This is a genomic window from Cellulomonas sp. S1-8 (assembly GCF_026184235.1).
Classification (GTDB): Bacteria; Actinomycetota; Actinomycetes; order Actinomycetales; family Cellulomonadaceae; genus Cellulomonas.
Genome location: NZ_CP110806.1, coordinates 3,862,591 through 3,882,225, shown reverse-complemented (window position 1 = coordinate 3,882,225; position 19,635 = coordinate 3,862,591). Strand labels below are relative to the sequence as shown.

19 protein-coding genes and 1 tRNA gene are annotated in these 19,635 nt (G+C 74.1%); 10 read left to right on the top strand and 10 right to left on the bottom strand.

The annotated features are described in order from the left end of the window. The 5 genes from OKX07_RS17485 (at position 1) to OKX07_RS17465 (ending at position 6,964) form a co-directional block, all read left to right on the top strand. Positions 1-852 carry an ABC transporter permease gene (locus OKX07_RS17485; RefSeq protein WP_265629263.1) on the top strand — a complete coding sequence of 284 codons (852 nt, stop codon included), beginning with the start codon at positions 1-3 and terminating at the stop codon, positions 850-852. 361 nt (positions 853-1,213) lie between these two features. Next, positions 1,214-3,787, top strand: coding sequence for a glycoside hydrolase family 48 protein (locus OKX07_RS17480; RefSeq protein ID WP_265629262.1), 2,574 nt, complete (start codon positions 1,214-1,216; stop codon positions 3,785-3,787). Between the two features lie 188 nt (positions 3,788-3,975). After that, the gene (locus tag OKX07_RS17475) at positions 3,976-5,334 is read left to right on the top strand and encodes a sensor histidine kinase (RefSeq protein WP_265629261.1); all 1,359 of its coding nucleotides are present in this window, start codon (positions 3,976-3,978) and stop codon (positions 5,332-5,334) included. After that, positions 5,322-5,993: a LuxR C-terminal-related transcriptional regulator gene (locus OKX07_RS17470; protein ID WP_265629260.1), complete on the top strand. Its 672-nt coding sequence runs from the start codon at positions 5,322-5,324 to the stop codon at positions 5,991-5,993. The genes OKX07_RS17475 and OKX07_RS17470 overlap by 13 nt, the downstream gene beginning before the upstream one ends. Then, entirely contained in the window at positions 5,990-6,964 is a 975-nt protein-coding gene (locus OKX07_RS17465) for a DUF4097 family beta strand repeat-containing protein (RefSeq protein ID WP_265629259.1), read from the top strand. Before OKX07_RS17470 ends, OKX07_RS17465 begins: the two co-directional genes overlap by 4 nt. Positions 6,965-7,077: 113 nt before the next feature. On the opposite strand, the gene OKX07_RS17460 is transcribed toward OKX07_RS17465, so the two are convergent. The 3 genes from OKX07_RS17460 to OKX07_RS17450 form a co-directional block, all read right to left on the bottom strand. After that, positions 7,078-7,794 carry a DUF2306 domain-containing protein gene (locus OKX07_RS17460; RefSeq protein WP_265629258.1) on the bottom strand — a complete coding sequence of 239 codons (717 nt, stop codon included), beginning with the start codon at positions 7,792-7,794 and terminating at the stop codon, positions 7,078-7,080. 82 nt (positions 7,795-7,876) lie between these two features. Beyond that, entirely contained in the window at positions 7,877-8,542 is a 666-nt protein-coding gene (locus tag OKX07_RS17455) for a response regulator transcription factor (RefSeq protein ID WP_265629257.1), read from the bottom strand. Next, positions 8,539-9,681 carry a sensor histidine kinase gene (locus tag OKX07_RS17450; protein WP_265629256.1) on the bottom strand — a complete coding sequence of 381 codons (1,143 nt, stop codon included), beginning with the start codon at positions 9,679-9,681 and terminating at the stop codon, positions 8,539-8,541. Before OKX07_RS17450 ends, OKX07_RS17455 begins: the two co-directional genes overlap by 4 nt. Before the next feature lie 81 nt (positions 9,682-9,762). Between OKX07_RS17450 and OKX07_RS17445 the strand changes: the two genes are divergently transcribed. Next, positions 9,763-10,191 (top strand): hypothetical protein, encoded by a 429-nt coding sequence (locus tag OKX07_RS17445; protein ID WP_265629255.1) that lies wholly within the window; start codon positions 9,763-9,765, stop codon positions 10,189-10,191. A 61-nt stretch (positions 10,192-10,252) separates the two neighbouring features. Here the strand turns inward: OKX07_RS17445 and OKX07_RS17440 are convergent. From OKX07_RS17440 to OKX07_RS17430, 3 genes are all read right to left on the bottom strand, one after another. Further along, positions 10,253-10,326 (bottom strand) — tRNA-Pro (locus OKX07_RS17440). A 47-nt stretch (positions 10,327-10,373) separates the two neighbouring features. After that, entirely contained in the window at positions 10,374-11,360 is a 987-nt protein-coding gene (locus OKX07_RS17435; protein WP_265629254.1) for a metallophosphoesterase, read from the bottom strand. After that, a complete protein-coding gene (locus tag OKX07_RS17430) occupies positions 11,357-13,867 on the bottom strand; it encodes a transglycosylase domain-containing protein (RefSeq protein WP_265629253.1) in 2,511 nt (836 codons plus the stop codon). Before OKX07_RS17430 ends, OKX07_RS17435 begins: the two co-directional genes overlap by 4 nt. Before the next feature lie 192 nt (positions 13,868-14,059). On the opposite strand from OKX07_RS17430, the gene OKX07_RS17425 reads away from it, so the two are divergent. The 3 genes from OKX07_RS17425 to OKX07_RS17415 are packed head-to-tail and all read left to right on the top strand — an operon-like array spanning position 14,060 to position 15,083. Next, a complete protein-coding gene (locus tag OKX07_RS17425) occupies positions 14,060-14,377 on the top strand; it encodes a WhiB family transcriptional regulator (protein WP_265629252.1) in 318 nt (105 codons plus the stop codon). Positions 14,378-14,403: 26 nt separating this feature from the next. Then, positions 14,404-14,562, top strand: a complete 159-nt coding sequence (locus tag OKX07_RS17420; protein ID WP_265629251.1) for a hypothetical protein — start codon at positions 14,404-14,406, stop codon at positions 14,560-14,562. Continuing rightward, on the top strand, positions 14,562-15,083 hold the full coding sequence (locus OKX07_RS17415; RefSeq protein ID WP_265629250.1) for a RidA family protein: 522 nt from the start codon (positions 14,562-14,564) through the stop codon (positions 15,081-15,083). The genes OKX07_RS17420 and OKX07_RS17415 overlap by 1 nt, the downstream gene beginning before the upstream one ends. A 42-nt stretch (positions 15,084-15,125) precedes the next feature. On the opposite strand, the gene OKX07_RS17410 is transcribed toward OKX07_RS17415, so the two are convergent. Together OKX07_RS17410 and OKX07_RS17405 are read right to left on the bottom strand one after the other, a co-directional pair. Continuing rightward, positions 15,126-15,803, bottom strand: a complete 678-nt coding sequence (locus OKX07_RS17410) for a Crp/Fnr family transcriptional regulator (RefSeq protein WP_322746799.1) — start codon at positions 15,801-15,803, stop codon at positions 15,126-15,128. 125 nt (positions 15,804-15,928) lie between these two features. Next, on the bottom strand, positions 15,929-16,333 hold the full coding sequence (locus tag OKX07_RS17405; RefSeq protein WP_265629249.1) for a hypothetical protein: 405 nt from the start codon (positions 16,331-16,333) through the stop codon (positions 15,929-15,931). Positions 16,334-16,460: 127 nt separating this feature from the next. On the opposite strand from OKX07_RS17405, the gene nth reads away from it, so the two are divergent. Next, the gene (nth, locus tag OKX07_RS17400; RefSeq protein WP_265629248.1) at positions 16,461-17,159 is read left to right on the top strand and encodes an endonuclease III; all 699 of its coding nucleotides are present in this window, start codon (positions 16,461-16,463) and stop codon (positions 17,157-17,159) included. Here the strand turns inward: nth and OKX07_RS17395 are convergent. Together OKX07_RS17395 and nhaA are read right to left on the bottom strand one after the other, a co-directional pair. Continuing rightward, positions 17,149-18,078 (bottom strand): alpha/beta fold hydrolase, encoded by a 930-nt coding sequence (locus OKX07_RS17395; protein WP_265629247.1) that lies wholly within the window; start codon positions 18,076-18,078, stop codon positions 17,149-17,151. The genes nth and OKX07_RS17395 overlap by 11 nt on opposite strands. A 10-nt stretch (positions 18,079-18,088) precedes the next feature. Continuing rightward, positions 18,089-19,522 carry a Na+/H+ antiporter NhaA gene (gene nhaA, locus OKX07_RS17390; RefSeq protein WP_265629246.1) on the bottom strand — a complete coding sequence of 478 codons (1,434 nt, stop codon included), beginning with the start codon at positions 19,520-19,522 and terminating at the stop codon, positions 18,089-18,091. Positions 19,523-19,635 lie beyond the last annotated feature (113 nt).

The following is a 19,635-nucleotide window of genomic DNA, read 5'->3' as shown; positions in this document are numbered from 1 at the left end:
ATGACGACCCCGACCCCCACCACGAACCCCACGCCGTCCGACGCACGGCGCAGCCCGCTCGCCCCGGCGGTGGGCGGTCCGCGGCGCTCCGGCCGCGGGGGCGCCTTCGCCCGGATCGCGCTCGTCGAGGCGCGGCTGTTCGTGCGCGACCCGTCCGTGCTCTTCTTCGCCCTCGGCTTCCCGGCGCTGCTGCTGACGGTGCTGGGCCTGGTGATGCCGTGGGCGGACGAGCCGTACGACGCGGAGGACCCGCTGCTCAGCAAGGTCACGGCGATCACCGGGTACACCCCGATCGTCCTGAGCCTGGCCGTCGCGACGGTCGCGCTGTCCACGTTCCCGGCCGTCGTCGCGACGTACCGGCAGCGCGGCGTGCTGCGGCGCCTGTCGACGACGCCCGTCGGGCCGGCGCGCCTGCTGGTCGCGCAGGTCGTCGTCAACCTCGTGGCACTGGTGGCGGCGGCGCTGCTGGCCGTGGGCTCGGGCCTCGTCGTGCTGGGCATCTCGATGCCGGCCGACCCGCTGACGGTCGCGCTGGCGTTCCTGCTGGCGGTGCTGGCGGCGTTCGCGCTCGGCTCGCTCGTCGCGGCTCTCGCGCCGACGGCCGCGGCGGCCAACGGCTGGGGCATGACGCTGTACTTCGTGTCCCTGTTCTTCGCCGGGGTGTGGCTGCCGCTGCCGCTCATGCCGGACGTGGTGCAGACGATCGCCGGGTACACCCCGCTGGGGGCGGCGACGCAGGCGATGACGGCCGCGTGGGTCGGCCAGCCGTTCCCGACGGGCGAGATGCTCGTCATGGCGGCGTGGGCGGTCATCGCGACCCCGATCGCGGTCCGCCTCTTCCGCTGGACCTGACCGTCCCCGACCCCGACACCCCGCCCACCCTCCCCACCCTCCCCGCCCCCCAACCCCCGTCGACCGGAACGTGGCTCCCCTTCCCGACCTCGGGAAGGGGAGCCACGTCCCGGTCGGCGGGGAAGGTGTCTGGTCGCGCTCCCACCAGCTGCTCTCCCTAAGCGTTTCGCGGCCTGGACGCGTCCTGTGCGCGTGATGAGAGTGAGCGACGACCAGACCGCGAGCCGCGGGAGCGCAGTGCTGCGCACCGGTGATCGTGGTCCGTTCTTTCGTGCAGGACTGCCGGTGGCACCGAGGCCGACGGCAGGTTCCACGCCGGCACCGAGGCCGCGCGTGGTCGACGCCAAGAAAGGTACGGAAGATGACCTCAACCACCCGACGGCGTGCCGTCAGAGCGGCCTGGGCCGTCCTGACAGCCACGTCGCTCGTGGCCGCGGGCAGCGCACAGGCTGCCTACGCCCTCTCCGGGCCGACGTCCGCGGTCGCCCCCGCGGCCGTCCCGGTCGACTCCGAGTTCGCGGAGCGGTTCCTCGAGCAGTACGACAAGATCAAGGACCCGTCCAACGGGTACTTCAGCCCGCAGGGCATCCCTTACCACGCGGTCGAGACCCTCATGGTCGAGGCCCCGGACTACGGGCACATGACGACGTCCGAGGCGTACAGCTACTGGCTGTGGCTCGAGGCGCTGTACGGCCAGGCGACGGGCGACTGGAAGCCGCTGAACGACGCGTGGACCAACATGGAGACGTACATGATCCCGCAGCAGGCGGATCAGCCGACGAACTCCTTCTACAAGGCCGACGCCCCCGCCAGCTACGCCTCCGAGTACAACCACCCGAGCAACTACCCGTCGCAGATCGGCAGCAGCGGCAGCGTCGGCAAGGACCCGATCGCGGCAGAGCTGCGGTCGTCCTACGGCAACAACGACATCTACCAGATGCACTGGCTCGGCGACGTCGACAACATCTACGGCTTCGGTGCCGCACCCGGCGCGGGCTGCCAGCTCGGCCCGGACCACGAGGGCATGTCGCTCGTCAACACCTTCCAGCGCGGCCCGCAGGAGTCCGTGTGGGAGACCGTCCCGCACCCCACCTGCGACGACTTCACGTACGGCGGCGAGAACGGGTACCTCGACCTGTTCACCGGCGACGCGACGTACGCCAAGCAGTGGAAGTACACGTCGGCGTCCGACGCCGACGCGCGTGCCGTCGAGGCCATCTACTGGGCCAAGAAGTGGGCGACCGAGCAGGGCAAGGCGGCGGACGTCGCGTCCGTCGTCGCCAAGGCCGCCAAGCTGGGCGACTACCTGCGCTACACGCTGTTCGACAAGTACTTCAAGACCATCGGCTGCACCTCGCCGAGCTGCCCCGCCGGTTCCGGCAAGGAGAGCGCGCACTACCTGCTGTCCTGGTACATGGCATGGGGCGGCGCGACCGACACCAGCTCGGGCTGGGCGTGGCGCATCGGCTCGTCGCACGCGCACTTCGGCTACCAGAACCCGTTCGCGGCGTACGCGCTGTCGAGCGACCCGGGCCTGACCCCGAAGTCCGCGACGGCGAAGGCGGACTGGACCAAGGCGCTCGAGCGTCAGGTCGAGCTCTACACCTTCCTGCAGTCGGCCAACGGCCCGATCGCCGGTGGCGTCACGAACAGCTGGGACGGTGCGTACGCGCAGCCCCCGGCCGGGACGCCGACGTTCTACGGCATGGCCTACACCGAGGCGCCCGTCTACAACGACCCGCCGTCGAACCAGTGGTTCGGCATGCAGGCGTGGGGCGTGCAGCGGCTCGCCGAGCTCTACTACGAGACGGGCAACGCCAAGGCGAAGGCCGTCCTCGACAAGTGGGCCGCGTGGGTCGTCGACCACATCGAGACCGACGGCGCGGACTGGTCCGTCCCGTCCGAGCTCACCTGGTCGGGCAAGCCCGACACCTGGAACCCGACCAACCCGGGCTCCAACGCCGGTCTGACCGTCACGATGAAGAGCTCCGGCCAGGACGTCGGCGTCGCCGGCGACACCGCCCGTGCCCTCTTGTTCTACGCGGCCAAGTCGGGCAACACCGCGGCGCGTGACACCGCCAAGGACCTGCTCGACGCGATCTGGGACAACAACCAGGACTCGCTGGGTGTGTCCTCGGTCGAGACCCGCAAGGACTACCAGCGGTTCGACGACGAGTACGTCGCGGGCGGCAACGGCGTGTACATCCCTCCGGGCTGGTCGGGCACCATGCCCAACGGTGACGTCGTGGAGCCGGGCGTGTCGTTCCTCGACATCCGGTCGTTCTACAAGGACGACCCGCAGTGGGCGAAGATCCAGACGGCGCTGAACGGCGGGGCCGACCCGTCGTTCGAGTACCACCGGTTCTGGGCGCAGACGGCCATCGCCGGGGCGCTCTCGGACTACGCGCGGCTCTTCGAGGACGGCACCACGCCGACCCCGACGCCGACGCCGACCGTGACGCCCACCCCGACGCCGACGCCGACGGTCACCCCGACGCCGACGCCGACGCCGACGCCGACCGTGACGCCCACGCCCACGCCGACGCCGACCCCGACGCCGACGGTCACCCCGACCCCGACCCCGACGCCGACGCCGACCCAGACGCAGCAGCCGAGCAACCTCTGCACGGTGCGGTACCAGGCCAGCAGCTGGAACACCGGCTTCACCGCGTCGGTCCGGGTCACCAACAACGGCCCGACGTCGTTCAACGGCTGGAACCTCAGCTTCGCGTACGCCAACGGCCAGCGGGTGACGCAGGGCTGGAGCGCCAACTGGACGCAGTCCGGCTCGACGGTGACGGCCACCAACGCGGCGTGGAACGGGTCGCTGGCCGTGGGCGGGACCGTGGACATCGGCTTCAACGGGTCGCACTCGGGCACGAACACCGCCCCGACGCGCTTCACGCTGAACGGCAACGTCTGCACCGTCGGCTGAACGATCAGCTGAGTCATCGGCCGACAGGCCGACAGATCCCGTCGTGACCCCATGCTCGACGGGTGAGGGGCCGGTCCCGGGCACGCGCCTGGGGCCGGCCCCTCGTCGTCGGGGTAGGGAGACCCCTACCCCGAGGACGGGGGGGAGCACCGCTGCGCCGGGCCACCGCCCGCGCCTACCGTCGTGCCATGACCTCACCACCCCCGGTCGTCCACGCGGACGTCCCCACCGCAGACCCGCACGACGTGCCCCTCGCCCTCGACGTGCGCCACGTGGCACCCATGCTCACCGGCGGGCGCGCGCTCGCGCTGGCCCCCGTGTCGGCTGCGACCTGGGCCGGCATCGGGCAGGCCGTCATCGCCGGCTTCGTGAGCCTCGCCGCGTCGATCGTGCTGCTGACGGGCGTCATGGTCGGTGTGAGCCTGCTCGTGGTGGTCGTCGGCGTGCCGCTCCTGGTCCTGACGCTCGTCCTCGCCCGCGGCTACGGCGCGGTCGAGCGGGCGCGGCTGCGGACGCAGCTCGGCGTGGTCGTCCCGGAGCCGCGCCCCGGTCCGGGCCGGGCGTACGACCCGCGGACGTGGTGGGCGTGGCTGCGTGACGGCCAGGCGTGGGCCGCCGTGGCCCACGCCGCCCTGACGTGCGCACTCACGTGGACGGCCGCGAGCCTCGCCCTCGCGCTCGTGGCCAGTGCCCTCGTGGTGCCGGTGACGCCGTTCACCGACCGGGTGTCGGTGCCGCACCTCGCGCTGCTGGCGCCGGTCGCCGTGGCCGCGGTCTGGCTCGCGGCGCTCGTCCTGCAGCTGACGACGCTCGCGCAGGTGCGGCTCGGCAGGCTGCTGCTCGGCGGGCGCTCGCGTGCCGATGCGGAGCGCGCGGCACGCGCCGCGGAGCAGCGCGCGACGGTCGCCGAGGGGCGCGCCGTGCACCTGCACGAGACGCGGACGGCGGCCGTCGTGGCCGCCGACGAGGAGCGTCGGCGCATCGAGCGGGACCTGCACGACGGCGCGCAGCAGCGACTCGTCGCCCTGGGCGTGGAGCTGGGCGTCGCCCGGCGCGCCGCGGCGCACGACCCCGCGGTCGCGGTCGCGGCCGTCGACGCCGCCCACGGCGAGGTCAAGGAGGTCCTCGCCGAGCTGCGGGACCTCGTCCGCGGCGTCCACCCGGCCGTCCTGACCGACCGTGGCCTGGACGCGGCGCTGTCCGCGCTCGCCGCCCGCTGCCCCGTCCCGGTCGACGTCGACGCCGACGGGCTCGGCACGTCCGTCGGCCCGCAGGCGCAGGCAGCCGCGTACTTCGTCGTCGCCGAGGCCCTGACCAACGTCGCGAAGCACGCCGGTGCGACGCGTGCCGGCGTCCGCGCCACCGTGCGCGGCGACCGTCTGCGCATCGAGGTCAGCGACGACGGCACGGGCGCGGCCCAGGCCGCACCCGGTGGCGGGCTGGACGGCCTGCGCCGCCGCGTCGAGGCCCTCGACGGCACGTTCGACCTCACCAGCCCCGCCGGTCGGGGCACCGTGCTCACCGTGGAGGTGCCGTGCGCATCGTGATCGCCGAGGACTCCGTCCTCCTGCTCGACGGGCTGACCCGGCTGCTCGTCGCCGAGGGCCACCACGTCACCGGGTACCGCACGGCCGACGAGCTCGTGGCGGTGCTCGGCGACCCGGCCGCGGACCTGCCCGACGTCCTGGTCACCGACGTCCGGATGCCCCCGACCCACACGGACGAGGGCCTGCGGGCCGCCGTCCACCTGCGGGGGCTGCACCCCGGGCTGCCCGTGCTGGTGCTCTCGCAGTACGTCGAGCAGCGGTACGCGCGTGAGCTGTTCGCCTCCGACGCCCGCGGCCTGGGGTACGTCCTGAAGGACCGCGTGGCCGACGTCGACGACTTCCTGGCCGCGTTGGCCCGCGTCGCCGGGGGCGGCACGGTCGTCGACCCCGACGTCGTCGCGCAGGTCCTGGCGCGGTCGCGCCGCAGCGTCGACGAGGTGCTCACCCCGAGGGAGCGGGAGGTCATGGCGCTGATGGCCGAGGGCCGCTCCAACGCCGCGATCGCCGACCGGCTCGTCGTCGGCGGCGCCGCCGTCGAGAAGCACGTGACGTCCATCCTCACCAAGCTCGACCTGCCTCCCGACTCCGACGACCACCGCCGCGTCCTCGCGGTCCTGCGGTGGCTCGAGGACGGCCCGACGAACGGAGCACGACCATGATCGACACCCAGCCCACCCACCCGCCGGCGGCCGCGGCCCCCGGCGCCCCCCGGGCGCGGCGCAGCACCGCCGGGCGCGTCCTGACGGGGGTCGGTGTGACGCTCGCGGTGGTGGTCCTGGCGCAGGGCGCGGTGCAGCTCGCTGCGTGGATGTTCACCACGACGTCGTCCGCGTCCGCGACGCTGGAGCCGACGGACGTCGTCGAGCTCGTCGCGGACGGCGGCGTCGAGGTCGTGGCGGCGGACGTCGACGAGGTCGTCGTGGGCCGCGTCGCGGAGTACGCCTGGTCGAGCCCGCGCTACGAGGTCACGACGACGGGCGACCGGACCGTCGTGCGGCACGAGTGCCGGATCCTGCTCGTGTCGCTGCCGTGCACCGCGAGCCTGACGGCCGAGGTCCCGGAGGGCACGCACGTGGTGATCCGCGCGACCGACGGGACGATCCGCGTGCAGGGCGCCGCCGGTGACGTCGAGCTGCGCACCGCCGACGGTGAGGTCAGCGTCGACGGCGTGGCCGGCGACGTGGACCTGCGGTCCGTCGACGGCCGCGTGACCGTGGACGGCGTGGGCGGTGACGTGGTCGTCCAGGTGTCCGACGGTGAGCTGCGCGTCGTCGACGCGGGCGGCGACGTGCGGGTCCGGGCGGTCGACGGCGCCGTGTCCGTCGCGGGGGTGGCCGGTGACGTCGACGTGCGCTCGTCGGACGGGCGCCTCGACGTGCGGGACGTGCGCGGCTCCCTGGTGGCGCAGACCGTCGACGGCAACGTGCGGGTCGCCGGCGTGGGCGGCGACGTGGGGGTCCGCGCGGTGGACGCCGGCATCACGGTCCACGGCGACGGCGAGCCCGTCGCGCTGACGATCACGACGAACGGCCGGCAACGGGTCGAGGGTCCGACCGACCCCGACGCGGACGTCCGCGTCGAGCTCGTGTCCGTCGACGGCGACATCGCCTACCTGGGCCCGGAGGGCTGACGCGCGACGCGCCCGCTGCCGCGCCCGCGGCCGCCGGCCGCCGAGCGGAGAAGTGTGAAGCGTTGTTGCCGGGATCCGGCAGCAACGCTTCACACTTCTCCAGCTCGTGCCCGTCAGCCGCGGCGGATGGACCACTCGCCGATCGCGAGGTTGATGCCCCACGCGGCGGCGAACAGCACCGCCTCGACGAGCGGGGTGAGCGCACCGCCCATCGCGCTGCCGACCACCCCGACGACCACGACCTGCGTCCCGGCGCCCTGCCCGAGCGCGTAGGCGCGCACCATCCACGCGCGGTGATGCCGGAAGTCCCGCCCGACCGCCGCCCGCACGCCCAGGACGAGCGCCACGACCATCCCCGCCCCGACGAGGACGCGCGTCACCACGAGCACGGAGTTGGCGTGCGGCCCGACGGCGGCGAGCGCGAGCCACACCCCGCTGACCGCGGCGACGATCCCGGCGGGCGCGGTGACGCGGCCGGACCAGCGGTGCCAGCGCGGTCGACGGGCACGCAGCCCCCGGTGGAACTGCAGCGCGCCCAGGACCACGTAGATCGTGATCCCGACGACGTGCGCGACGAGCGCGGGCACCGGTGCGGGTGCCGCGCCGAGGGTGTCGCTGACGTCGACGGCCCCGGTCAGGGAGACCATCCGCACGCTGCCGACGGCGATCGGGATGAAGCTGAAGGCGATGAGCGACGTCGGCACCACCCACGCGGGTGCCCGACGCCGACGGCGCCCCGCACGTCCCGACCGGCCGGTGCGCGGGGAGCCGGTAGGTCGCAGGGGCGTCGCTCCGCCCGGCGGAGGGGTGGGGGCCGCGGTCGTCGTCATACGACGAGCGTGGCGGGTGCGGCCGGTCGGCCGGATCGGCACGTCGGCCGGTCCACCGCTCGTCCTTTCGGCCGAGGCGGGGTCAGTCGCGCCGTGCGGCGAGGCGGCCGGTCTCGTACGCCCACAGGGCGAGCTCGACCCGGTTGCGCATGCCGAGCTTGGTCAGCAGGTTCGCGACGTGGGTCTTGGCGGTGCTCAGGCTGATGAAGAGCCGGCCGGCGATCTCCTCGTTCGTCCGCCCGGTGGCCACCTCGAGGAGCACCTGCTCCTCACGGTCGGTGAGCGGCTCGAGCGGCTGGGGGACCCGCCGCGCGGAGGGGGTGGCCGCGAAGGTGCGCAGCAGCCGCGCGGTCACGGCGGGCGCGATGAGGGCGTCGCCGGCCGCAGCCGCGTGGACCGCCTGGGCGAGCAGCTGCGGCCCGGCGTCCTTCAGCAGGAACCCGCGGGCGCCGGCACGCAGCGCGTCGTACACGTGCTCGTCGAGGTCGAAGGTCGTGATGACGACGACGGGCAGCGGGTCGACCACGTCCGGCCCGGCGAGCTCGCGGGTCGCGGCGATGCCGTCGAGGTGCGGCATGCGGATGTCGAGCAGGCACACGTCGGGTCGCAGCGCCCGTGCGAGCTCGACGGCCCGCCGGCCGTCCGGCGCCTCGGCGATCACCTCGATCCCGGGCTGCGCGTCGAGGATCATCCGCAGCCCGGTGCGCACGAGCTCCTGGTCGTCGGCCAGCAGCACCCGGACGTTCATGACGGCGGCCAGGTGCGGGGCAGGGTGGCAGCGACGACCCATCCCCCCGCGGGTCCGACGCCGGCGGTGCACGACCCGCCCAGCAGCGCCGCGCGTTCCCGCATCCCGACGAGCCCGTAGCCCTCTCCCCGGGACGCGGGTGTGCCGTCGTCGCGCACGTCGAGGTGCACCACCCGCGCCTCGACGCGCACGGTGACGGCGACGAGGGTCGCGTCCCGGGCGTGGCGGTGCGCATTGGTCACCGCCTCCTGCGCCATCCGGTAGAGCGCCGCACCGACGGGTGCCGTCACCTCAGCCAAGGGGCCGACGAGCGTGACCCGCACCTGCGGGACGCTCGTGTCGTCGGCGAGGTCGGCGACGTCGCCCAGGCGCGGGCTCGGGGACGCCGGTGCGTCCGAGGTCGACGCGTCGGAGGTCGACGCGTCGCGCCGCAGGACCCGGACGATCGTGCGCATCTCCGCCAGCGCACGGGACGCCTCCGCCTCGATGACCACGAGTGCCTGCGCCGCCGCCGAGGGGTCCTGCGGGGCGACGGCGAGGCCGGCCTGGGCGCGCACCGCGATCGCCGAGACATGGTGCGCGACCGTGTCGTGCAGGTCCCGCGCGAGGTGCTCCCGCTCGAGCAGGCGCACCTCGTGCAGCGCACGGCGACGGGCCTTGTCGCGCAGGCGCATGGCCGCGCCGAGCGTCAGGCTCGCGCCGACGACCGCCAGCCCGCCGACGGTGTCGCCCGCCGTCTGACCGTCGACGACGGAGACGACTGCCGCGTAGCCGAGCATCGCCGCGCCACCGGTGAGGGCGGCGCGTCCTGACCCCCACCGCGCCACGGCGTAGACGAGGCCGAGCACGAACACGCTGCTGTAGAGGTCGGGGACGCCGGCGGCGTCGGTGACCACCGACATCCCGAGCACGGCGACGAGGAGCGCGGGCAACGGGCGGGTGCGGCGCCACAGCAGCGTCAGGACGAGGCCCGCGACCGCGGCCACCGCCCACGGGTACGCGTCGAGCTCGGGACGCAGGACGCCCTCGAGGACGACGGCCGCGGCCGGGAGCCCGACGACGACCGCCTCCTGCCCCCGACGGGTCGGGGGTCGCGGCGGAGCCGCATCGGTCCACGCGGCGCGCAGCTGGGAGGGCACGGCCTGACGCTACGTCAGGCGCGGCGCCAGCAGATCGGTCAGAAGGACGAGCGTGGGCAGGGGTCTGCCAGACTCCTGCGCGTGACGTCGACCCCCACCGCTCCCGCCCGCGGACGCACCGCGGCACGCGTCGCCGTGGTCGCAGCGCTCAGCGCCGCGTGCTGGTTCGCCTGGATGGGCTGGGACACGGAGTACCAGACCGACCCCGGCACGGGAGCCGTCACGGGGCCGTACGAGGCGTGGCAGGTCGTGGGCTGCCTCGTCAGCCTCGTCCTGGTGACCGTCCTGGCGGTGCGCATGCTCGGCAGGTGGCGCACCGTGGTCACCGTCGCCGTGGCGTTCACGGCGGCGTGGTCGCTCACCCAGGCGCCCACCGACTCCTCCGGCCTCTGGGTCGTCGGCGCTCTGCTGGTGCTCGCCGGCACCGCTGCGGGCGCGGGCGTGGTCGCCGTCGTCGCGGCGGCGGTGCGCCGCCGGCGCGGCCGTGCGGCGGGCGTCCAGGCCCCGTAGCCGACGACGTGTCCACGCACGACGAAGGCCCCTGATCAGCCGATCAGGGGCCTTGTCACTGTCGGGGTGGCGGGATTCGAACCCACGACCTCTTCGTCCCGAACGAAGCGCGCTACCAAGCTGCGCCACACCCCGTGGAGCCTGGCAAGGATAGCCGACAGGGTCCCCGGAGACGAAATGCGCTACGGCGACGTGAGCGTCAGGAGCGTCGCCTCCGGGCGGCACGCGAAGCGCACGGGTGCGTACGGGGACGTGCCGAGGCCCGCGGAGACGTGCAGCCACGACGACCCGGCGCCGTCGGCGCGGTCCGGGCGGGCGCCCGGCCAGCCGTGCAGACCCTTGGCGCGGCTCAGGTCGAGGTCGCAGTTGGTGGTCAGCGCGCCGACGAACGGCAGGGCGAGCTGCCCGCCGTGGGTGTGTCCCGCGATCGTCAGGTCGACGCCGTCGGCGTGCATCGCGTCCAGGACGCGCCGGTAGGGGGCGTGCGTGACCCCGACGTGCAGGTCGACGGCGGGGGAGCGCCCGTCCGACGTGCGCACGTCGTCGGGGCCGCCCGCCGGGGGCATCGCGTCGCGCTCGAGGTGCGCGTCGTCCGTGCCGACGAGCGACAGGCGACGACCGTCGACCTCGAGCGCGTCGCGCCGGTTCGACAGGTCGACCCACCCGGCCGACGTCAGCCGCGTGACCAGCTCGCGCCACGGCAGCTCGGTCGGGGGGCGCGGGGGCGTGCTGCGCGCGTCGGGGAGCAGGTAGCGCGCGGGGTTCTTGAACGCCGGGGCGAAGTAGTCGTTGGAGCCCAGCACGAAGGCGCCGGGGAGGCCCAGCAGCGGCTCCAGCGCGTCGAGCAGCGCCGGCATCGCGTCCAGGTGCGCCCAGTTGTCACCCGTGTCGACGACGAGGTGCGGGTCGAGGGTCGCCAGGTCCCGCACCCAGTCGACCTTGCGGCGCTGCCCGGGCGTCAGGTGCAGGTCGGCGACGTGCAGGATCCGCAGGGGCTCCTGCCCCGGCGGCAGCACGGGCACCGTCACCTGGCGCAGGGCGTACCAGCGGACCTCGACGAGCGACGCCCACGCGAGCGCCGCGGCACCGGCCAGCGCGAGGCCGCCGACGGCACGCAGGGCGCTGCCGCCGGCACCGGGCTTGCCGATGCCGGCAGGGGCGTGGGTCATCCGTTGTTGCGGGGAGGCTGTACCTGGCCCCCGCCGTTGTTGTTCCCCGGGCCGACGGGGAAGCCGCCCTGCCCGGGCCCCGGCTGCTGCGGCTGCGGCGGCTGCCCGCTGGACAGCGTCAGCGTGATGCTCGCACCCCGCGTGGCGGAGGTGGCGGACTGCTCCGCCACGGTGCCGGCCGGGTACGGGGACTGCACCTGCGCACCCGAGACGGACACCCGGAACCCGGCGCCCTCGAGTGTCGCGCGGGCGTCCTGCTCGCTGCGACCGAGGACCGACGGCACCCCGACGCGCTCGCCGTTGATCTCGCGGTCGGCCGCGGCGGCGAAGCCGGGGTTCTCCGCGCCGGCGAGGATCTGCTCCATGTACCGCTTCCAGGTGGGTGCGGCGATCGAGGACCCGTACGGGCCCGAGCGGTAGAACGTGCCGTTGATCGTCTGCCGGTTCATCGACCGCATGCCGTCGCTGAAACCGACCCACACCGCGGTGGCACGCAGCGGGGTGTACCCGACGAACCAGTTGTACTCGTTGTCGGACGTCGTCCCGGTCTTGCCGGCAGCCGGGAACGGCGGCGCGCCGACCCTGCTCGCCGTGCCCGTCCACACGTTGCTGAGCGCGTAGTTGAGCGCCGAGGCGTACCGGGCGTCGACCGCACCGGCCTGGCAGTCGGCGGTCGGGACCGGCAGCGCGGTACCGGTCGCGTCGACGACGCTGGTGATGGCGATCGGCTTGCAGTAGGTGCCGTTCGACGCGAACGTCGCGTACGCGTTGGCCATCTGCAGCGGCGACGTCGACTGCGACCCGAGCACGTTGCCGGGCAGCGGGTCGAACGGGACGTCGCCGGCGGGCGTGTTGAGCGTCGGGTCGTTGGCCGCGGGGTTGCCCGCCTTGGTGACGCCCAGGGCGGCGGCGCCGTTCATGATGTTGCAGAGGTCGAGCTGGGTCGCCATGTTGACGAAGGCGGAGTTCACCGAGTTCTTCGTGGCGTCGAGCACGCTCTGCTGGATGGCGCGACCGCCCTCGGAGTTGCCGAACTTGTATGGCGGGCCCGTGAGCCGGCCGACGCACCCGGCGGTGAACTCGTTCATGTTGTACTGCAGCCGCGTGCCGTTCACCGACGACTGCAGCGCGTTGCCCTGCTTGAGCCACTCGAGCAGCGTGAAGACCTTGAACGTCGAGCCGGGGCTGAAGCCGCCGGACCCGCCGTACCGGTAGCTCGTGCTGAAGTTGACGGACGTCTCGCCCGGGTTCTGGACCAGCAGGGCCGAGTAGTTGCGGTTCTGCGCCATCGCGGTGATCTCGCCCGTCCCGGGCTTGACCGACACGATCGCGCTCGCGACGCCCGACGGGTCGTCGATCGGGATGCCGTTCTTGACCTCGGCGTCGGCGACGGCCTGCTCACCGGGCTGGAGCGTCGTGGTGATGGTGAGGCCGCCCTTGTAGAGCAGGTTGAGGCGGGCCTGGGAGGTCTCGCCGAACGCGGGGTCGTTGGCGATGACCTTGGTGACGTAGTCGCAGAAGAACCCGGAACCGGGGACGGTGTCGTTGGCCGACATGCAGCCCTGCCGCAGCGGGGACACGATCAGGGTGGCCTCGACCGGTGTCGCGAGGCCTGCGGCCAGCTCCTCGGCCGTGATGTAGCCGTCGCGGTGCATGTCACCCAGCACCTTGTCGCGGCGCTTCTTGGAGTCCGCGTAGCGCTCGGTGTCCTGCTCGGGCGTCTCGTCCGCCGGGCCGACCGGGTCCCACGCGCTGGGGGACTGCGTGATCCCCGCGATCGTCGCGGCCTCGAGGTAGTTGAGGTCCTTGGCCGACTTGCTGAAGAAGTACCGCGCGGCGGACTCGACGCCGTACACCGACGCGCCGAAGGCCGCGATGTTGAGGTACTTCTCGAGGATCTCCTCCTTGGACATCGTCTTCTCCAGCGTGATGGCGATCTTCGCCTCGCGGAGCTTGCGGGCGATGCCCTCGGGGCCCTTGCTGACCTTGGCCTCGGCGCGCAGGCGCGCCTTCTCCTCGTCGGTCTCGGCACGCTCGGCCGCGTCGAGGAAGACGTTCTTCACGTACTGCTGCGTGAGCGTCGACGCACCCTGCGTGTCACCGGCCGCCTGCGCGACGGCGGCGCGGAGCATGCCCGCGGGGTCCACGCCGGAGTGCTCGTAGAACCGGCGGTCCTCGACCGCGATGACGGCCTGCTGCATGATCGGCGCGATCTCGGCGAGCGGCACGACGATGCGGTTCTGGTCGTAGAACGTCGCCAGCAGCGTCCCGTCGGCTGCGAGGATCTCGGACTTCTCCGGCAGCGGCCGCTGCTCGAGCTCGCTCGGCAGGTCGTCGAACGCGGTCACGGACATCCCCGTGATGCCGTTGGCGACGGCGACGCCGGGCAGCACCAGGCCGGCGGCGAGGACGCCGCCGATCGTGGCGACGAGGCAGAAGGACAGCAGCAGGGCCAGCGCCTGGACGGCGCTGATCCGGCGTCCGCGCGCGCGGGCAGAGGTCGGCATGCCTGCGAGGGTACCGGGGGCACCTGACAGCGCGGGAGCCGCAGGAGGCTTCGTGCCGGTCCTTTACGGGACCTGCACACCGATCGGTACGGCCGTACGGCGGAAAAGACCCGTCCGGGGTCTCGTCAGGACCTCCCTCGTGCCGATACCGTCCAGGCGGCGACACGCAGGGAGCGACACGCGGAGGCAGACGTGACAGGCCAGGGGGCGCAGGGGTACGAGGGGCACTGGACGACGCAGGCGTCGTGCGGTCAGGGCAAGCAGGCGCCCGACGCGCTGTTCGTCGAGGGCGCGGCGCAGCGCGAGGCCCGTGCCGTGTGCCTGGGCTGCCCGGTCCGGCTCGACTGCCTCGCCGACGCCCTGGACAGCCGCGCCGACTTCGGTGTCTGGGGCGGCATGACGGAGCGCGAGCGCCGCGCCCTGCTGCGCCGTCGGCCCGAGGTGGTCTCGTGGCGCGACGAGCTGGGTGGGAGCGAGCCCACGCTGGTCTCGCTCGGCGGGACGGTGTGAGCGCTACCACCGTTAGGGTGGTGCCCATGTCGACCCAGTGGGAGTACGCCACCGTTCCGCTCATCATCCACGCCACCAAGGCGATCCTGGACCAGTGGGGCTCCGACGGCTGGGAGCTGGTGACGGTCATCCAGGGACCCGACGCCGGGCTCGTCGCCTACCTCAAGCGCCCCACGAACGCCTGATGCCGGACGCCGGACCGGGCCGCGTCGCCGCGCGCCTGGCCGAGCTCGGCCTGACGCTGCCCGCGGCCGCCGCCCCCCTGGCGGCGTACGTCCCCGCCGTCCGCAGCGGCGCCCACGTGTGGACGTCCGGGCAGCTGCCGTTCGTCGACGGGGCCCTGCCCGTGACCGGCAAGGTCGGTACGGACGTCGACCAGGCCACCGCGACCGCGCAGGCCCGGACCGCGGCGCTGAACGCGCTGGCGGCCGTGGGGGCGCTGCTCGCCGCCGAGGCGGCCGCGCACGGCGGTGGCCCGGTCGACCCGGCGGCGGCCCTCGACCGGGTGCGGCGCGTCGTCAAGGTCGTCGGCTTCGTCGCGAGCGACCCCGCGTTCACCGCGCAGCCCGCCGTGGTCAACGGCGCGAGCCTGCTCCTGCACGACGTGCTCGGCGACGCCGGTGTGCACGCACGCTCGGCCGTGGGTGTCACGGTGCTGCCGATGGACTCGCCGGTCGAGATCGAGATCGTCGTCGAGACCGACTGACGTCACCCCGGCCGATGCCCCCGGGGCAGGCCGGCGCGCCGCTCAGCGCGCCCGGCGCTCGAGCCGGTCGACGTCCAGCAGCACGACGGCGCGGCCCTCACGCCGCACCCAGCCGCGCGCGGCGAAGTCCGCCAACGCCTTGTTCACGGTCTCGCGCGACGCGCCGACGAGCTGTGCGAGCTCCTCCTGCGTGAGGTCGTGAGCGACGCGGATACCCTCGTCGACCTGCTGGCCGAACCGCGTCGACAGGTCGAGCAGCGCCTTGGCCACGCGGCCCGGCACGTCGGAGAACACGAGGTCGGCGAGCGCCTCGTTGGTGCGGCGCAGGCGCCGCGCGAGCGCCTGGAGGAGGTGCTCGGCAACCGTCGGCTTGTCCGCGAGCCAGGTGATGAGGTCGTGGTGCCCCAGCTCCAGGACGACGGCGTCCGCGACGACCGTGGCCGTCGCGGTCCGCGGGCCCGGGTCGAACAGGGACAGCTCGCCGAACATCTCGCCCGGGCCCAGCACCGCCAGCAGGTTCTCGCGGCCGTCGTTGGACCGCCGTCCCAGCTTGATCTTGCCGTCGCGCACCAGGTAGAGCCGGTCTCCCGGCTCGCCCTCGTGGAACAGCACGTCGCCACGCACCAGGTCGAGCAGCTTCATCGAGGCGATGAGCGCCTCGGACGACTCCTCGTCCATGCCCGCGAACAGCGGCGCCGTCAGCACGATGTCCTCCGCCACGGCGGTCCCTTCCCCTCTTCCCGCGGTCAGCGCGGGCGCGCGTCGTGTCCGGCAGCAGGGCCGGACGCCCGCTGCCAGTCTGCCCCATCGCGGCCGCTGCGCGCGTCGAGGCGCAGCGAAGTCGCTCAGCCCGCCGCGGTGCTCCCCCGCAGGACCGCCGCCGGGTCGTCCGCGAGCCGCTCGACCAGGCGTGACGTGGCGTTCGTCAACGCACCCTCCACACCCTCGGCGTACGCGGCGAGACGCGCGTCGAGGTCCCGGAGCTCGGGCAGCAGACCGAGCTCGTGACCCGAGACGGCGGGGGGCAGCACGTCGCGCAGGTCGCCCGCGCGCGGCACCTGCAGACAGACGTCGAGGGGCAGCGCGAACGCGACCTGCTCGCCCAGGGGGCCGGGCGTGGCCGCGGACGCGACGGCGAGGTCCATCCGTGCGCGCACGACGCGCCGCCACCAGCTGACGCGGTCACGCTCGGCGCGCAGCGCGCGGCGCTCCAGCCGCAGGTCGTGCAGGGGTTCGACGCGAGACGTCATACATGGTGGTTCGGCCCGTTGTGGTCGGCACTTGACCGGCGAACGCCGATCCTCACGGTCCGTTCACCCGCCAGGCGCAACAGGCGCACCGGTCGGGACGCACCGCAAGGGCGGCTAGGCTCGCCCGGTGGACGCCATCGTGCAGGAGACCGCCCTCGCCCGCACGCGTCGAGCCCGCCGGGTCGACCGTGCGCTGGCCGTCCGGTACCCCGACGCCCGCTGCGAGCTGGACTTCCGGACCCCGTTCGAGCTGCTGATCGCGACCGTGCTGTCCGCGCAGACCACCGACGTGCGGGTCAACATGACGACCCCCGAGCTGTTCGCGCGGTGGCCCGACGCCGCGGCGATGGCGACGGCCAACCAGGCCGAGCTGCAGGACGTGCTGCACCCGACGGGGTTCTACCGCGCCAAGGCGCGGGCCGTCGCCGGCATCGGCAACGCGCTCGTCGAGCGCTTCGGCGGCGAGGTGCCGAAGCGCATCGAGGACCTGGTGACGCTGCCCGGTGTGGGGCGCAAGACCGCGAACGTCGTGCTCGGCAACGCGTTCGGCGTGCCGGGGATCACGGTGGACACCCACGTGCACCGGGTCGCGCACCGCCTCGGCTACTCGACGAGCGACGACCCTGCCGTGATCGAGGCCGACCTGGGCGAGCTGCTGGAGCGCCGCGAGTGGACGATGGCGTCGCACCGGCTGATCTTCCACGGCCGGCGGACGTGCTTCGCCCGTCGGCCGGCGTGCGGCGCGTGCCCCGTCGCCGCCCTGTGCCCGTCGTTCGGCATCGGCGAGACGGACCCCGTCCTGGCGGCGGAGATGGTCAAGGACTGACGGCGTCGACCTCGGTCAGCCAGTCGACGAGCAGCTCCCCCACGAGGCCGGGCGCCTGGTCCGTCAGGTAGTGGCCGGCGCCGTGCAGCAGCTCGAACCGGTACGTCCGCGCCACGTGCGCCGTCCCCGGGCGCAGGGCCGCGTCCGACGCGGGCCGGATGCCGTCGCGCAGGCCGTGCACCTGCAGCACGGGCACGGGACGCGCGGCGCGCAGCCGCGCCCGGTAGCGGCTGCCGTCCGGCCGGGGGGTCGACCGGACGAGCCACCGCACCTGCTCGAGCTGGCTGTGCGCCGCGAACGGCACGCGCACGGCGCGTCGGTACGTGTCGACGGCGTCGCGCGCGGGCAGCCCCGGGACGCCGCCCCAGTGCGTGAGCATGCGCTCCACGAGGTCGCCCTGCGTCATCGCGCGCTCCGGCAGGGACGGCAGCTGCGCGAACGCGAGGACGGCCGCGGCCGCCGGGCCGGGCGGGGTGCGCGGCACGGTGACCGCGTCGAGGGGGTGCGGCGCGGCGAGCACGCCGATCGCCCGCACGACGTCCGGGTGGTACGCGGCCGTGGCCCACGCGACGTCGCCGCCGGTGCCCGTGCCCACGACGACCGCGGAGCCCGCGCCCAGCGACCGCACGACGCCCGCCGCGTCGGCCGCGAGCGTCGGCACGTCGTAGCCCTGGGGAGGCTTGTCCGACCCTCCGGTGCCGCGCATGTCCATCGCGGCGACGCGGTACCCGGCGGCGGCGAGCACGGGCAGCTGGTGGCGCCACGCCCACCACAGCTGCGGGACGCCGTGCAGCAGCAGCACGAGCGGCGCGTCCTGGGGGCCAGTCGTCGCGACGTGGAAGCGTGCGCCGTTGGCGGTCACGAAGCGGTGCTGCCAGGGCCCCTCGATCAGGAGCGCCGCGGAGTCGACGGGGGTCATCGGGTGCAACCTACCCGGTCGCCCCCGGCTCGTGGTCCGGCTGGTGGTCGGACGCCGTCCCGCCCGGCGCCGGCACGGCCGTGTCCTGGACCACCGGGGGCGACTGCGGGTCGACCGCGCTCCGCTCGGCGCGGTCGGTGGCGTCGGGCTCCGTGGTGCCGCCCGCGCGTGCGGCGTGCAGGCGTCCGCGCCACGCGAGCACGGCGCCGCCGCCCAGCGCGGCGAGCAGGGACGCCGCGAGCACCCCGACGACGACGTGGTCGTCGAGCACGGTCCCCGTCCCGAAGGCGAGTGACCCGACCAGCAGGGACACCGTGAAGCCGATGCCCGCGAGCATGCCCACGCCGATCACGTCCCACCAGCCCAGGCCGGGCGCGAGCCGTGCACGCGTGAACCGGGCCACCAGGAACGTCGCCAGCGTGATGCCCAGCGGCTTGCCGAGCACGAGGCCGAGGATGACGCCGAGGCCCACCGGCTCGGTGAACGTCGCGCCGATCGTCGCGACCTGGACCGTGACGCCGGCCGCGAACAGCGCGAAGACCGGCACGGCGAAGCCAGCGGACACTGGCCGCCAGAGGTGCTCGTACCGCTCCGCGAGCGAGTGGTCCGCGTCGTCGACCGACGCGGACCCGGGCACGGCCGACCCCGGCAGCGCGGGCACCGCGAACCCGAGCAGCACGCCGGCGATCGTCGCGTGCACGCCCGACGCGTGCAGCAGCGCCCACGAGGCGAGCGCGAGCGGGACGAGCAGGAACGGCGAGCGCACGCCGCGGCGCAGGGCGAGCCCGAAGACGGCGATGCACACGAACGAGCCGAGCATCAGGCCGATCGTCACCGTGTCGGTGTAGCCGATCGCGATGATCGCGATGGCGAGGAGGTCGTCGACGACGGCCAGCGTCAGCAGGAAGGCGCGCAGCGCGACGGGCACACCGCGCCCGACGATCGCGAGGACCCCCACCGCGAACGCGATGTCGGTCGCGGTCGGCACCGCCCAGCCCTGCGGTGCGCCGCCGGCCATCGTGGTGTTGAGCAGGAGGTAGATCCCCGCAGGGACGACCATGCCGCCGATCGCCGCGGCCGCCGGCAGTGCCGCCGTGGCCAGGTGACGCAGCTCACCGACGACGATCTCGCGCTTGAGCTCGAGCCCGACGACGAAGAAGAAGATCGCGAGCAGGAAGTCGGAGGCCCAGTGGGCGAGGTCGAGGTCCAGGTGCAGCGCGGCCGGGCCGACGACCGTCCCGCTGACGGCGGCGTACGAGTCGGGCGCGACGTTGGCCCACAGGAGCGCCGCGACCGCACCGGCGAGGAGCAGCAGCCCGCCGGTGCGCTCGTCGCGCAGCGTGTCGGCGAGGTTGCGCTCGCCGCCGGGGGTCAGGGCGGAGAACAGCGTCCGCGCGGGGCGCTCCGGGGCGGCAGGTGCGGGGGAGGGCGGTGGTGTGGGCACAGGTGTACCTCTCGCAGGGTGGCTCGACACGGGGTCGTGGGATTCGGGGTCGCTCGACTCGTTGCCGACCAGACTTCCCGGCGCACCAGGAGCCCATGCTACCGACCGGCACG